14 protein-coding genes are annotated in these 13,095 nt (G+C 43.4%); 1 reads left to right on the top strand and 13 read right to left on the bottom strand.

Features of this window, described 5'->3' with window-relative positions:
* Nucleotides 1–9 precede the first annotated feature (9 nt).
* The 13 genes from M301_RS01165 to M301_RS01225 form a co-directional block, all read right to left on the bottom strand.
* Nucleotides 10–396 (bottom strand): DUF4870 domain-containing protein, encoded by a 387-nt coding sequence (locus M301_RS01165; RefSeq protein WP_013146927.1) that lies wholly within the window; start codon nt 394–396, stop codon nt 10–12.
* Between the two features lie 42 nt (nt 397–438).
* On the bottom strand, nt 439–2,214 hold the full coding sequence (gene ptsP / locus M301_RS01170) for a phosphoenolpyruvate--protein phosphotransferase (RefSeq protein WP_013146928.1): 1,776 nt from the start codon (nt 2,212–2,214) through the stop codon (nt 439–441).
* Nucleotides 2,215–2,259: 45 nt separating this feature from the next.
* Nucleotides 2,260–2,529, bottom strand: coding sequence for an HPr family phosphocarrier protein (locus M301_RS01175; protein WP_013146929.1), 270 nt, complete (start codon nt 2,527–2,529; stop codon nt 2,260–2,262).
* 75 nt (nt 2,530–2,604) lie between these two features.
* On the bottom strand, nt 2,605–3,015 hold the full coding sequence (locus M301_RS01180; protein ID WP_013146930.1) for a PTS sugar transporter subunit IIA: 411 nt from the start codon (nt 3,013–3,015) through the stop codon (nt 2,605–2,607).
* Between the two features lie 123 nt (nt 3,016–3,138).
* A complete protein-coding gene (rapZ, locus tag M301_RS01185; protein WP_013146931.1) occupies nt 3,139–4,005 on the bottom strand; it encodes an RNase adapter RapZ in 867 nt (288 codons plus the stop codon).
* A gap of 4 nt (nt 4,006–4,009) precedes the next feature.
* Complete coding sequence (hprK, locus tag M301_RS01190; RefSeq protein ID WP_013146932.1) at nt 4,010–4,960, bottom strand: HPr(Ser) kinase/phosphatase; 951 nt, start codon at nt 4,958–4,960, stop codon at nt 4,010–4,012.
* Between the two features lie 22 nt (nt 4,961–4,982).
* The gene (gene hpf / locus M301_RS01195) at nt 4,983–5,309 is read right to left on the bottom strand and encodes a ribosome hibernation-promoting factor, HPF/YfiA family (RefSeq protein WP_013146933.1); all 327 of its coding nucleotides are present in this window, start codon (nt 5,307–5,309) and stop codon (nt 4,983–4,985) included.
* A 217-nt stretch (nt 5,310–5,526) separates the two neighbouring features.
* Nucleotides 5,527–7,110: an RNA polymerase factor sigma-54 gene (locus M301_RS01200; RefSeq protein ID WP_013146934.1), complete on the bottom strand. Its 1,584-nt coding sequence runs from the start codon at nt 7,108–7,110 to the stop codon at nt 5,527–5,529.
* Nucleotides 7,107–7,829 (bottom strand): LPS export ABC transporter ATP-binding protein, encoded by a 723-nt coding sequence (lptB, locus tag M301_RS01205; RefSeq protein WP_013146935.1) that lies wholly within the window; start codon nt 7,827–7,829, stop codon nt 7,107–7,109. Before lptB ends, M301_RS01200 begins: the two co-directional genes overlap by 4 nt.
* Nucleotides 7,830–7,870: 41 nt before the next feature.
* On the bottom strand, nt 7,871–8,536 hold the full coding sequence (lptA, locus tag M301_RS01210) for a lipopolysaccharide transport periplasmic protein LptA (RefSeq protein ID WP_013146936.1): 666 nt from the start codon (nt 8,534–8,536) through the stop codon (nt 7,871–7,873).
* Nucleotides 8,529–9,299 (bottom strand): LPS export ABC transporter periplasmic protein LptC, encoded by a 771-nt coding sequence (gene lptC, locus M301_RS01215; protein ID WP_238524649.1) that lies wholly within the window; start codon nt 9,297–9,299, stop codon nt 8,529–8,531. The genes lptA and lptC overlap by 8 nt, the downstream gene beginning before the upstream one ends.
* Complete coding sequence (locus M301_RS01220) at nt 9,299–9,859, bottom strand: KdsC family phosphatase (protein WP_013146938.1); 561 nt, start codon at nt 9,857–9,859, stop codon at nt 9,299–9,301. Before M301_RS01220 ends, lptC begins: the two co-directional genes overlap by 1 nt.
* A 5-nt stretch (nt 9,860–9,864) precedes the next feature.
* Nucleotides 9,865–10,869 carry a KpsF/GutQ family sugar-phosphate isomerase gene (locus M301_RS01225; RefSeq protein ID WP_013146939.1) on the bottom strand — a complete coding sequence of 335 codons (1,005 nt, stop codon included), beginning with the start codon at nt 10,867–10,869 and terminating at the stop codon, nt 9,865–9,867.
* Nucleotides 10,870–11,108: 239 nt separating this feature from the next.
* Between M301_RS01225 and M301_RS01230 the strand changes: the two genes are divergently transcribed.
* The gene (locus tag M301_RS01230) at nt 11,109–13,094 is read left to right on the top strand and encodes a monovalent cation:proton antiporter family protein (protein ID WP_013146940.1); all 1,986 of its coding nucleotides are present in this window, start codon (nt 11,109–11,111) and stop codon (nt 13,092–13,094) included.
* Nucleotide 13,095 lies beyond the last annotated feature (1 nt).

Here is a 13,095-nt window from a genome sequence, read left to right on the forward strand (position 1 = left end):
TAAAACAGATTAGTTAATTAAGCGTAAAGCAAAAGGGTAGCGATAAGTTTCGCCCTTACTAGTAGAGATGGCGGCAATAATGCAGAAAACAATATTCAGCACCCAAATAATAGGGAAAAATATCAGCCCGATAAGTATCCATGAAAGCACGCCAGCAAGCATATAAGCCAACACCATGGTAATTTGAAAGTTCAATGCTTCTTTTGCTTGGTCTTCAACATATTGGTTCTCATCTTTTTTCAGAATCCAAACAATTAGCGCAGGCACGAATGAGAACACCGTACCGCCTATGTGCATAATTGTAGCGATGTTTTTATCGTCATTGCTTGGCATTTTATCCATGTTGCTCGTATCCATTTGGTTTGTAGTCACTTCATTATTGGTTTCGGAAGACATTGAAAGTCCTTTTGATAGTAGATGAGGCTACTTATGCGCCTCTTATGAACTGAGATTAGTACTTAAATCTGAATTTCGATTCAGTTTAGCTACGAGTGGTTCAACCTTTTCTAGGTCTGTTAGGTTCAGCACTTTGCGTGCATTTACTTTAAGCGTGGTGAGCTGGCTGTGTAGTATTTGTTGTTTAACGCTAAGTATGTGCGATGGGTGCATGGAAAGTTGGCGTAAACCCATGCCAATCAATAGTTTGGTTAGTTTTGCATCACCAGCCATTTCGCCGCATACTGAAACCGATTTGCCTAATTTTTCACCAGCTTTAATGGTCATCGAGATTAATTTTAATACCGACGGATGTAGTGGGTTGTAGAGATGTGCAACGGCGTCATCAGTACGGTCGATAGCTAACGTATATTGAATCAAATCATTAGTGCCGATAGACAAGAAATCTAACTCGTTGGCAAAAGCTTCAGCATTAATCGCAGCTGCAGGGATTTCTATCATGCCGCCTAATTCAATATTTTCATTGAACGGAATGTTTTGTTTCAGCAAGCTGATTTTAGCGCGCTCTAATAATAGCTTGGTTTGGCGCAGCTCTGACAATGTGCACAGCATAGGTACTAATATTTTGATATTGCCAAAATGCGAGGCACGCAATAAAGCGCGCAATTGCGTATGAAAAATCTGCGGTTCAGATAAGCAATAGCGAATGGCACGTAAACCCAATGCTGGGTTAGCGCAGGTGACTATCGTATCAGGGTTCATTTGTTTATCTGCACCTAAATCCAAGGTGCGAATGATGACAGTTGCACCTTTCATGGCCTCAGCAACAGTTTTATACGCGTTGAATTGTTCTTCTTCATCTGGCATTTCGCGCCGATTCATAAATAAGAATTCAGTACGGTATAAGCCTATGCCTGTAGCGCCAGATGCAGCGACTGCAACCACGTCTTCAGGTACTTCAATATTGGCAAATAAATCAATATTCATGCCGTCTAAGGTCACGGCCTTGGTTGATTTAATGCGTTGTAGTTTTTGTTGCTCAAGCTCCCACTGTTCTTGGCGTAGCTTGTATTCAGTTAAGATGCTGGCATCGGGATTAACAATCACCACGCCTTGTTTGCCATCTACAATAATCAACTCGCCATCGCGAATTAGATCGTGTGCTCTTTGTAATGCGACAATAGAAGGTATGTTCAGGCTGCGCGCTAAAATTGCCGTGTGCGAGGTCACACCGCCCACGTCGGTAATAAAAGCTGCAAACTCGTGTTGCTTGAATTGAATAGCATCAGCGGGTGAAATATCGTGCGCAACTAAAATGAGTCTATGCTCCTGACTAGCTGCCGTGATTTTCTGCTCTGTACTTAATTGGCTGGGATGGCCAAGCAGCACTTTAATCACACGTTCTACCACTTGAATAACATCTTGCTTACGTTCGCGCAAATACTCATCTTCGATTTGCTCAAACTGCTCAACAATATCGTCCATTTGCAGCTTGATTGCCCATTCGGCGTTGCAACGTTCGTTCTCGATAATTTTTATTGGTGCTTCAGATAAAGATTTATCTGCCAACATCATTAAATGCGTGCCGATGAAAGCGCTTAACTCAGCAGGTGCATTTTTACGCAAACTTCCGTTAATGGCTTCTAAATCAGCTTTAACTGTGTCTATCGCGTCGGTAAAGCGCTTAACTTCTTCGCCAATTAGGTGTTTAGGCAGCTGATAATGTACCACCTCTAACAGTGCGTTAGAGATCAGGTGTGCTTGCCCAATCGCAATGCCGCTAGATACGCCTACGCCATGAATGCTAAAGCTAGTCAATGTTATCTACCTCGAGAAAAATCACTTTTAGCACTCCCATGAGAGTTACTCGCCTTCACCAAAATAGTCTGCAATCAGGGCTGTAAGGCCGTTAATTGCGTCTTTTTCATCGGCACCATTGGCTTCTAATGTGACAAAAGAACCTTTTGCAGCGGCTAACATCATTACGCCCATAATACTTTTTGCATTCACACGGCGACCATTGCGCGTTATCCAGATTTCGGAGGAAAATTTACTCGCGGTTTGCGTCAGTTTGGTTGAAGCACGTGCGTGCAGCCCTAATTTATTGATAATCTCTACTTCAGTGCTAATCATGCTTTATAAGCCCAGTCATATTATTCTTTATTGTTCTTGTGAGGTCGTATTATGATCAATCAAATAACTAAGTACTTACGTTACAAACCTGTCACAACGCTCTCTATCAAAATGCACAACGCCTTCGCGCCCACCACTGACGGCTTTTTCTACTAATGCCATCAGTGACTCATGTCGGTAAGTCATGGTGCGTACTATCATCGGCATATTGACGCCGGCTACGCCTTCAACCTCACCTGGAACGAGTAGTTTACTCACAATGTTGCAAGGTGTTGCGCCATACATGTCTGACAGCACTAAAACGCCGTCACCATGATTCAGTTCTGCGACCAAAGCCTGCGCTTTTGGCAGCAACGCAATTGGGTCATCCGAGTTATTGACGGCTAAAAAAGCTAGTTGCCTAGGCTCATTACCAATCACGTGTTTTGCGCATTCCTTAAGGCTTTCACCTAAACTTCCATGCGCGATAATTAAAATTCCAATCATGTTTATCTCAACCCTATTTATCTCAACCCAAAGTATTCAATACTAATTTTCTAGCTTTGTTAAATAATTTTAATCAATGACTACATTCTATAAAACGGCGTCTTAAAAGGCGCTTCGTATTTTTTATTTTAATTCGCGGTGTCGCGTTAAGACTTTCTGGTTTGGCGCAAAATATTTAGTCAGTTGCTCTACAAAGTAAACGGAGCGGTGTTGCCCGCCAGTACAGCCTATCGCCACGGTTAAGTAGCTGCGGTTGTCTGATATAAAACTTGGCAGCCATTTTTCTATATAATTTTTGATGTCATTCAACATGTCTTGCGCGTTTGCCTGACCTTCTAAAAACGTTTGCACTTCAGCATCTAAGCCTGTTAAATCACGTAATTTTAGATCGTAATGCGGGTTAGGCAGGCAGCGGATATCAAATACAAAATCGGCATCTAATGGAATACCATGTTTAAAACCGAATGAGGTAAAAAGTAGCGTTAAGCCAGAACTCTCATGGGCTACTGCATCCTTTATCCACGCTCTTAGTTTATTGGCACTAATGTAGCTCGTATCAATGACATGGCCTAGCTTGCCTAAATCACCCAACAGTTCGCGTTCCACAGCAATGCTTTCGGCAAGGGTGGTGGTGTCTTTGCTCAGTGGGTGTTTGCGTCGCGTTTCGCTAAATCGTTTAACCAGTGTCTCGACATTAGACTCTAAAAATAAAACTTGAGTAGTAATACCTTGAGATTTTAATTGCTCAATATGCGCAGGTAGCGTTTCAATCGCCACACTGCGGCTATCAATACTGATAGCTACGCGGTCATAGTTGGTCGTATTTGAATCATCTTGACGATTGTTTTCAGACTGCAAATGCTCTGCAATCTGGGGCAGCATCGTAGCTGGTAAGTTGTCGACACAATAGTAACCGCTGTCTTCAAGCGCATGTAGCGCAATACTTTTGCCCGAACCTGAAAGCCCAGTGACGATGATGAGTTGTTTCATAGCGTTATTTAATTAATTGCTGTTTTTTCATTTCACGCTGCTGGCGTTGGGTGAATTGTTTAGTCGCATTAATGCCTCTCAATAATAGCATGTGGTTGCGTATTGCGACCTCAACTAACACCGCGATATTGCGACCTGCTGCAATGGGAATCTGCACTTTAGCAATCTTCACGCCTAGTACTTCTTCATGCAGTTTTTTAATGCTTAGTCGGTTGAGTTGTTCAGGCGATTGCTTATCTGCCATCACCAACTGAATAATCAAATCTAGCGGCTTCGTTGGTTTGACTGAGTTATCACCAAATAGTGCGCGAATATTTAAAATACCCAAGCCGCGCACTTCTAAAAAGTCTTGTAATAAAGCCGGACAGCGGCCTTCAATGCGTTCTGGCGAGATGCGGTAGAAATCAACAATGTCATCAGCAATCAGGCGATGACCACGTGAAATCAGCTCTAAAGCGAGTTCGCTTTTACCAATGGCAGCTTCACCTTTAATGAGTGCGCCGAAGCCTTGCACCTCCATAAACACACCGTGCGCACTGACTGATTCTGCAACTGCTTGTGCTAGGAAATGGTTCAGAATATCCATCAATTCTGGACTGCGTAAGGTTGAAGTGAAGAGGGGTGTATTGCGACTATTCGCTTCTTCTATCAGCGACTCTGGTACTTTTTCACCGTTGGCTACAATCACAGCTGCTAGGTTGGTTGAATATAAATTTGCAATTGCACCATCTGCGTCTGCCGTTTTTAAGCTGCGCAAATAATCCATTTCCGCACAACCTAATACTTGTACCCGATTAGGATGCACAAAGTTGATATGGCCGATAAGTGCCAAAGAGGGTTTTGAAACTGTTTCGCTAGTGAGGGAGTTAGACCCGCCGTTAAGTCCAGCAATCCAATTAAGTTTGAGCTTAAGGCGGGTTTGTTTGAATAGCTCAGCTACGTTTATTTGAGCCATAGTGAATTACGAGTTACAAAAATTATTCAATACTTTGGTGTTTAACTGCGCCATTCGTTTTGTGATGATCGGCATGTTTTTCTTTATGTTTTACGACTTGACGATCGAGTTTATCGGTCAGCATATCAATTGCGCTGTACATATTGTCGTCTGTACAGGCAGCATGTAAATCGTTACCAGGAACATGCAGCGTAGCCTCTACCTTTTGGATAAGTTTTTCTACACTCATGGTCACCTTGACATCAATAACATGATCAAAGTGGTTGCTAATTCGTCCTAGTTTGCTTGTGACATAATCGCGTAATGCAGGAGTTACTTCTAAATGATGACCAGTTAATTGTAAATTCATGACTTGCTCCTTTTTAAGATATTCTCAAAGTTTGAATTTTCCAAAACCTACTGTGTGTGAAAAATATTGAGCACCTTAGATTTAGGACTTTAAAACTTTTCGAACAATTTCAGTTTACTACTTTAATTCACCTCTGTGGGATGCGAATAGAGAATTTTTTATGCTTCTATTATTTGAATTGTGATGAATACTTTCAGTTAGCGATTCATCGTAAAAATTAAAGTGATTTTCTTAAGCTAGCTGGCGCAATGTTGAGGGACTCACGATATTTTGCAATGGTGCGGCGTGCAACGACGATACCTTGCTTGGCTAATAAGTCGGTAATTTGACTATCCGAGTATGGTTTTTTAGGGTTTTCTTGGTCGACCAATTGCTTGATCAGCGCGCGAATTGCAGTGGCTGAACAGGTGCCGCCTGTATCGGTAGCCACCGAGCTACCAAAGAAATATTTCAGCTCAAAAATACCGCGTGGCGTCAGCATATATTTGTTATTAGTGACACGCGAGATTGTCGATTCGTGTAATTCAAGCTCTTCGGCAATTTCACGCAAGACTAAAGGTTTCATCGCCACTTCGCCATATTCCAAGAAGTTGCGTTGGCGGTCAGTAATGGCTTGTGATACACGTAAAATGGTTGAAAAGCGCTGATGAATGTTTTTAATCATCCATTTGGCTTCTTGCATCTGGCTTTGTAGATATTGGCTAGAACTATCGCGGTTACGCTTCAAAATGCCCGCGTAAAGCTGATTGATTTTAAGTTTAGGAATCACCGCATCATTGAGGCTGGCGATCCAAATACCTTTTACTTTTTTGATAATCACTTCGTGCTGAATGTAGTGTTCAGAACCAATAATGCTGAAGGCGCTACCTGGCCGAGGATTTAAGTTGGTAATGACTTGCTGCACACATTTTAAAGTGGCTTCATCGCAACCCAGCTCTTTACGCAATTTGCCAAAGTCACGTGCGCCAAGCGCTACCAAATAGTGTTTTGCCATCAATTTGGCTAACTCTAAGTGCGGTGTGAATTTGGGCAGCAAGTCAAGTTGTAGCAGCAGACACTCGCTTAAATTACGTGCACCTACACCTGCAGGGTCTAGGTTCTGAATATGACGCAGAGCCGTTTGTAATTCTAATACCTCTATTTCCAGCTCTTCTGGCATCTCTTCGACAATTTCTTCGAGTGATGCTTCTAAATATCCATCTTCGTTAATGCTATCCACCAACAGCATGGTGAGCGTTTGGTCGCGCGCGGATAATTGCATGAGTTTTAGTTGTGAAAGCAGATGTTCACGTAAGCTTATTTGCAGCGTCTCTTGTTGCTTGTAATCGCTATCATCATCTGCTGGCGTGCTGTTTTCATCCCAGAGGCTGCCATTGGAATACTCATCGTAATCATCATTGAATTCTGCAGAAAAGTCCGTTGTACTTTGCTCGAATTCAGACGTGCTAGCATCAAACTCAGTGGGTTCGGTTTGACTTAACTCGGCCTTGCCTTCAGTAAACTCAGTGCTGGTTTTCTCAAAATCAACATCGCTGCTGGCTTCATACTCTTGCGTAGTATCGGTGACATTACCATCATTACTCGTGGTGTTGACGGTAACCTCATCCTCACTGTTATCCGTTGCGTTGCCATATTCATCTTCACCATCATCGCCTCTTTCTAGCAATGGATTAGTTTGCATTAGCAAATCAATTTCTTGGTTAAGCTCTAATGTTGATAGCTGTAATAATTTAATCGCTTGTTGCAACTGCGGCGTAAGCGAGAGGTTTTGTGAAAACCTAAGTTGTAAGCCTTGTTTCATAGACGGAAATCTTTACCTAAATACACTTCACGCACTCTTTCATTCTCTACAATTTCGCTAGGATGGCCTGATGCGAATACATGACCTTGATTCACAATATAAGCACGGTCGCAAATGCCTAAAGTTTCGCGCACATTATGGTCAGTAATGAGTACGCCAATATTACGTGCAGTTAAAAAGTGAATGATTTTTTGAATATCTATCACGGCGATTGGATCTATCCCTGCAAATGGTTCATCTAACAAAATAAAGCTCGGGTTAGACGCCAAGCAGCGAGCAATCTCAACACGACGTCGCTCACCACCAGACAAACTCACCGCAGCGCTATCACGAATATGCGTAATATGCAGCTCTTCGAGTAGCGACTCTAATTTTTCGTCCATGGCATCTTCGGACATGTCTTGCAGCTCCAGCACAGCAAGAATGTTTTCAGATACAGTGAGTTTGCGAAAAATAGAAGGCTCTTGTGGCAAATAAGATAAGCCCATTCTTGCACGCATATGAATAGGCATACGACTTAAGTCTTTGCCATCCAATGTGATGCGGCCTCCATCAAGCGCCACTAAGCCAACGATCATATAGAAGCTGGTGGTTTTACCTGCACCATTAGGACCAAGTAAACCAACAACCTCGCCACTTTTGATGCTCAAGGAAATATCCTGCACCACAGTACGCGTCTTGTACGATTTTCGTAAATTTTCTACAACCAGTTCACTCATTTGCTTACTCACAATAGCTATCTTTTATAGTTCTCAATGACTTATTGAGCGTCTGGGCTAACTTCTAAGGTTCTGCTTAAGCGAACATCTTTACCGGTACTTTGATTGTTACTAGATGGCTTATTCGCAGGTTTTGTATTATCAATGGTAGGCTCAGCCGCTTTTTTGTTTTTTGGCTGAATGATGGCATGTACTCTGCCATTGGTTGTTACGCCATCAACCGATTTTGTACCGCCGATGACTTCTGCATATTCAGAGTTTGCGTCATAGCTGATGTAATCGCCATGCACAATATCTTCGCCGCGTTTTACCCAAGCTTTTGTATATAGCTGCACTTTATCCATGCGGCCATCATATTCTATGCGCTGCGCGCTACCCTCCATGTATTCGTTTTTGCCTTCACGTTTTTGTTTAAATGTCGTTGGGTTGCCTAAAGATGTACTGTGCTGAAAGCCAGCGCTGTCTTCACGTACGATCAGTTTATCCGCACGAATAATCAAAGTACCTTGCGTCAATATCACGTTGCCTGAGTAAGTACTGATTTGCTTGGCGTCATCCACTTTTACAGAGTCGGCTTCTAAATCAATCGGCTTATCTCTATCTGCCGCCTCAGCCAGCGCAAAGCTGGAATAGCCTAGCATTGCTAAGCTTAGAAAAACATAACTCATTAATAAGTGATGTTGTATGTTAGTTGATTGCTTACTCATGGCTTCTCCGAATGCGCACATTATTCGTATTAGATTTTTGTAATATAGAAACTGCTTTTTGCGTGGCGGTTTCAGTTGCTTTAGTCGTTTTCTTAACTTCTTTGTTTGGTGGTGCGACCTTAGTTTGCGGTACCTTAGGTGTTGTTGCTACAGTGGCATCCGGACTTACTGTCGTCGGCTTCTCGTAATGTGCACGCACTCTGTGTAATAGGGTTACCGTACGTGTATTCTTTTCATATACCATCCCCGTGGCGTAGATAACCGTTTTAGGCGCTTGTTTAATCACAACCGGGCTATCGGTGCGCACCAAATCTTGATCTGGCAAAATGTTAAGATACTCTGTTTCCACTGTCATTTCACCTTTACCCGCAAATGCTTGGCGGGTAATCTTTACATTATCAACGAGCTGTACTTGTTCACCATCACTCGAGACGTAACCTCTTAATGCTTCAACTTGTGTATAAGGTTTGCCCACGCTAAATTGCGTATAGCGCGGGCGCTGTAAATTGGTCGAGTCATCATCAGGAAAATGCCTCATTTCCGCTGCTGCTAATTTATAGCGCAAGACGCCATTTGCATCTGTTTGTGAAGTCACAAAATTACTCATAATATAATCAGGATCATGCCTGCTACTGCCGTCTAGCTTGGCTTGCGGCGGCTGTACCATATGGTTAATCCATGCTGTGAGCAATGCAAGTACCGACAGTATCACTATCGGGAAAATAATTGCAGAACGTTTACCTATGCCCATTAATAGGCTCATTAATTGGAAATACTTGCTTGCGTTAAAAATTGTGCCATTTGTGCATCAAAAGTACCTTGTGCCTGCATAATCAACTCACAAACCTCTCGCACAGCGCCGTGACCACCAGATTTAGCGGTGACATAATGCGCATATTTCAACACTAAGCTTGGCGAGTCTGGCACTGCAAGCGCAAGGCCGCATTTAAGCATAGGCGGTAAATCTACCACATCATCCCCCATGAACGCGCATTGGCTTGCCTGCAAACCGCTTTTGCTGACCAAGTCGTTAAATGCCGCTAATTTATCTTCCGCGCCTTGATAGAAATGCGCAACGCCAGTACTTTCAGCACGTTTCTTAACGACGTTGGAGGTACGCCCTGTAATAATCGCCATTTCGACACCTGAGGCTTTGAGCAACTTCATGCCCAACCCATCATGCGCATGAAAAGTCTTATATTCTTGACCATCATCACCTATTGTGAGGCCGCCATTGGTCATCACGCCATCGACATCAAGGACTAACAGTTTAATATTTTTAAAACGAGCTAATAGCTCAGCATTTAACGTCTTTATGGTCATCAAACTTAAACTACTTTCGCTAATAAAAGATCATGCATGTTTAATGCACCGACTAAAACACCTGCATCATCAGTGACTAACAGTGCGTTGATTTTACGTTGTTCCATCATCTCAACGGCTTCAATGGCTAATTTACCTTGATGAATTGTAGACGGGTTTTGATGCATCACGTCTTTAATGCCAGAAGTGGCAACATCTACTTTTTGTTCAAATGCCCGGCGTAAATCGCCATCGGTAAAAATACCAATCGGCATATTGTTGCTATCAACAATGGCGGTAAGCCCCAATCCTTTACGTGTCATTTCTAGCAAGCCTTCAGATAGCGTGGCATTGATTGTGACTTGTGGCACCTGTGCGCCAGTGCGCATTAAGTCGTTTACATGAATCAGTAAGCGTCGACCTAGACTGCCACCTGGGTGAGAGCGTGCGAAATCTTCAGCGGTAAAATCACGCTGATCCAGCACACACAAAGCTAGTGCATCGCCCAAAGCGAGTGCAACTGTTGTACTTGAAGTTGGCGCCAAACCTAGTGGGCAAGCTTCTTTGGCCACATGTGCGCTTAAATGTATATCTGCAGCTTTTGCTAAAGTGGATGCATCATTACCTGTAATGGCGATGATACTTGCACCCAGCCTTTTGAGTGGCGGTACGATGGCGAGAATCTCATCGCTTTCACCAGAGTTTGAGAGCGCAATCACAATGTCTCCAGCGGTAATCATGCCTAAATCGCCATGGCTGGCTTCTGCAGGATGCATAAAAAATGCAGGCGTCCCCGTACTTGCCAATGTCGAGGCAATTTTGCCGCCAATATGGCCAGATTTGCCCATGCCGCTCACCACAACACGACCTTTGCATTGTAGAATAAGGGCGACAGCATCAGTAAATTGTCCATCCAGCCTAGTAGCAAGCGCATTGATTTCACTGGCTTCTAGCAGCAATACATCGCGTGCCAACTCCAAAGTAGTTTGCTTCGCGATCGCGGATTCTGAGGCATTATTTTTTGATGACATTTGTTTTAAGCTGCATTATTAATAGCATTTTTCGAAAACTGACATATTTATCGGTTAGTATAAAAGGGAAATCCTCACACATAAAGCCTAAACAAGCCTCAAAAATGACAATTTTGCTAAAATTCGCAAAATAATGTTGTTTTAGGCACACATTTTGCTAATGTAGTTTTTTAGTATCTACTTAATTGACACAAAACAAAAGAACACAACTACTACTCAGATACAATTTATAGCTGATTATGAACGAACCCCTATCTTTAATTTTAATTCTCCTTGTCAGCGCAGTTTTAGCGGTGGCGCTGTTCCGCAAACTGCGTTTACCTGCGATGTTGGCTTATTTCTTAGTCGGCGTGGTGCTTGGGCCGCACACCTCTGGCTTGCTACCAGATAGCGATGCCAACCGTGAGTTTGCGGAGTTCGGTATTGTGTTTCTAATGTTTAGTATCGGCCTTGAGTTTAGCTTGCCTCAACTTTACGCTATGCGTAAAAAAGTGCTCGGCTTAGGTGGCTCACAGGTTTTCCTTACACTTGGTATTGTGATGGGTATAGCCAAGCTGGCGGGCTTAGATTGGTCTGCAGCCTTTGTGATAGGCGCTGCTTTAACCATGTCTTCTACGGCTATTGTTTCAAAGATTTTGGCTGAACGTGTTGATTTAAACTCACGTCATGGTCGCTTGAGTATAGGTGTGCTGCTATTTCAAGATATTGCTGTTGTGCCCATTTTGGTACTTATTCCTGCTTTAGGTGTGGTTGGTACAAATCTAACCGACGTGCTGGGCTTGGCGATGCTAAAGGCGGCAGGCATGTTGCTGTTTCTGTTTACTATCGGCAAATGGTTAATCAACCCGTGGTTTAATTTGGTAGCCGGCCAGCGTTCACGCGAGTTGTTTGTCATGAACGTATTAATGGTCACTTTACTGTTGGCATATGCGACTAAGCTAGCGGGTTTGTCTTATGCTCTCGGCGCGTTTATCGCTGGCATGTTAATTTCAGAAACTAAGTTTAGATATCAGGTGGAATCTGATATTTCAGCGTTCCGTGATATTTTTCTAGGATTGTTTTTTATCAGCGTTGGCATGCTTTTAGACGTGCAGCAAATTGTCAATAATATCGGTGCGATTTTATTGGTGTTGTTTGCGCTTGTGTTGTTTAAAGCCGCTATCGTGACTTTGGTGGTCAGGCTGGTGAAATATGAAAGTGGCGTAGCGATTCGCACAGGCTTGATTCTGGCACAGGCCGGTGAATTTAGCTTTGTGATTTTAGCGCTAGGCGTTGAGCAAAAACTCGTCAGTGGGCCAGCGTTGCAAGTCATACTCGCCGCCTCGTTACTTTCTATGGTGATTGCGCCGTTTCTTATTCAGTACAACGGACGCATTGCACGGAAGTTGGTACAGAGCTATAGCCGTAATAGTGGGCAAGTTGTACAGGATATTGATGATGTTGGTAAGCACTTACATAACCATGTGATTATTTGTGGCTATGGGCGTAGTGGTCAGTATCTCGCACGTTTTTTAAGAGAAGAAAACATTCCTTATATTGCTTTGGATATTGACCCCTCGCGCGTCCTAGAGGCGGCTACAGCGGGTGAGAATGTCATGTTTGGTGACGCAGCACGACGCGTAGTGCTAGAGGCGGCAGGCGGCGCAAGGGCTAAAGCCTTGGTGATTAGTTATGCCGATAATCGTGCCGCCATGAAGATTCTGCATATCGTACAAGAAAATTACCCGCAATTACCCGTCATCGTCCGCACGGTGGACGACACCAATATGGAGGCGCTACGTGAGGCAGGTGCCGCTGAAGTTGTACCTGAGATTTTAGAGGGCAGCTTGATGTTAGCTTCTCATGCACTTATGCTGCTCGGCGTGCCGTTAAATCGCGTGGTGAAACGTATTCGTATATTCCGTGAAGAACGCTACAAGTTGTTTAAAGGCTACTTCCACGGTATTTCAGATGCTGAAAATGAAGATCTGGCAAACCAGCAAGTGAGGCTGCATTCTGTGATTATTTCACCGGGTACATTTGCCATTGGCAGAAACTTGGCTGATATGCATCTGGAAAATTTTGACGTAGAAGTGAAATCCATACGTCGCCCAAACTCTAATGGCTCACAGCCTAATGAAGAAAGCATATTGGCTGAAGGCGATGTAATCGTTCTACTTGGTCAGCCAACAGGCTTAACCAACGCACAGAATGCTTTGCTGATCGGGCGCGTAGCCACTAAATAAA

Origin of the sequence: Methylotenera versatilis 301 (genome assembly GCF_000093025.1) — a bacterium.
GTDB lineage: Bacteria > Pseudomonadota > Gammaproteobacteria > Burkholderiales > Methylophilaceae > Methylotenera > Methylotenera versatilis.

Bases quoted from the DNA above. Each gene is read 5' to 3' on its own strand.
- M301_RS01165 (WP_013146927.1), bottom strand. From the start codon at position 396: ATGTCTTCCGAAACCAATAATGAAGTGACTACAAACCAAATGGATACG.
- M301_RS01175 (WP_013146929.1), bottom strand. From the start codon at position 2,529: ATGATTAGCACTGAAGTAGAGATTATCAATAAATTAGGGCTGCACGCA.
- M301_RS01180 (WP_013146930.1), bottom strand. From the start codon at position 3,015: ATGATTGGAATTTTAATTATCGCGCATGGAAGTTTAGGTGAAAGCCTT.
- rapZ (WP_013146931.1), bottom strand. From the start codon at position 4,005: ATGAAACAACTCATCATCGTCACTGGGCTTTCAGGTTCGGGCAAAAGT.
- hprK (WP_013146932.1), bottom strand. From the start codon at position 4,960: ATGGCTCAAATAAACGTAGCTGAGCTATTCAAACAAACCCGCCTTAAG.
- hpf (WP_013146933.1), bottom strand. From the start codon at position 5,309: ATGAATTTACAATTAACTGGTCATCATTTAGAAGTAACTCCTGCATTA.
- M301_RS01200 (WP_013146934.1), bottom strand. From the start codon at position 7,110: ATGAAACAAGGCTTACAACTTAGGTTTTCACAAAACCTCTCGCTTACG.
- lptB (WP_013146935.1), bottom strand. From the start codon at position 7,829: ATGAGTGAACTGGTTGTAGAAAATTTACGAAAATCGTACAAGACGCGT.
- lptA (WP_013146936.1), bottom strand. From the start codon at position 8,536: ATGAGTAAGCAATCAACTAACATACAACATCACTTATTAATGAGTTAT.
- lptC (WP_238524649.1), bottom strand. From the start codon at position 9,299: ATGAGCCTATTAATGGGCATAGGTAAACGTTCTGCAATTATTTTCCCG.
- M301_RS01220 (WP_013146938.1), bottom strand. From the start codon at position 9,859: ATGACCATAAAGACGTTAAATGCTGAGCTATTAGCTCGTTTTAAAAAT.
- M301_RS01225 (WP_013146939.1), bottom strand. From the start codon at position 10,869: ATGTCATCAAAAAATAATGCCTCAGAATCCGCGATCGCGAAGCAAACT.
- M301_RS01230 (WP_013146940.1), top strand. From the start codon at position 11,109: ATGAACGAACCCCTATCTTTAATTTTAATTCTCCTTGTCAGCGCAGTT.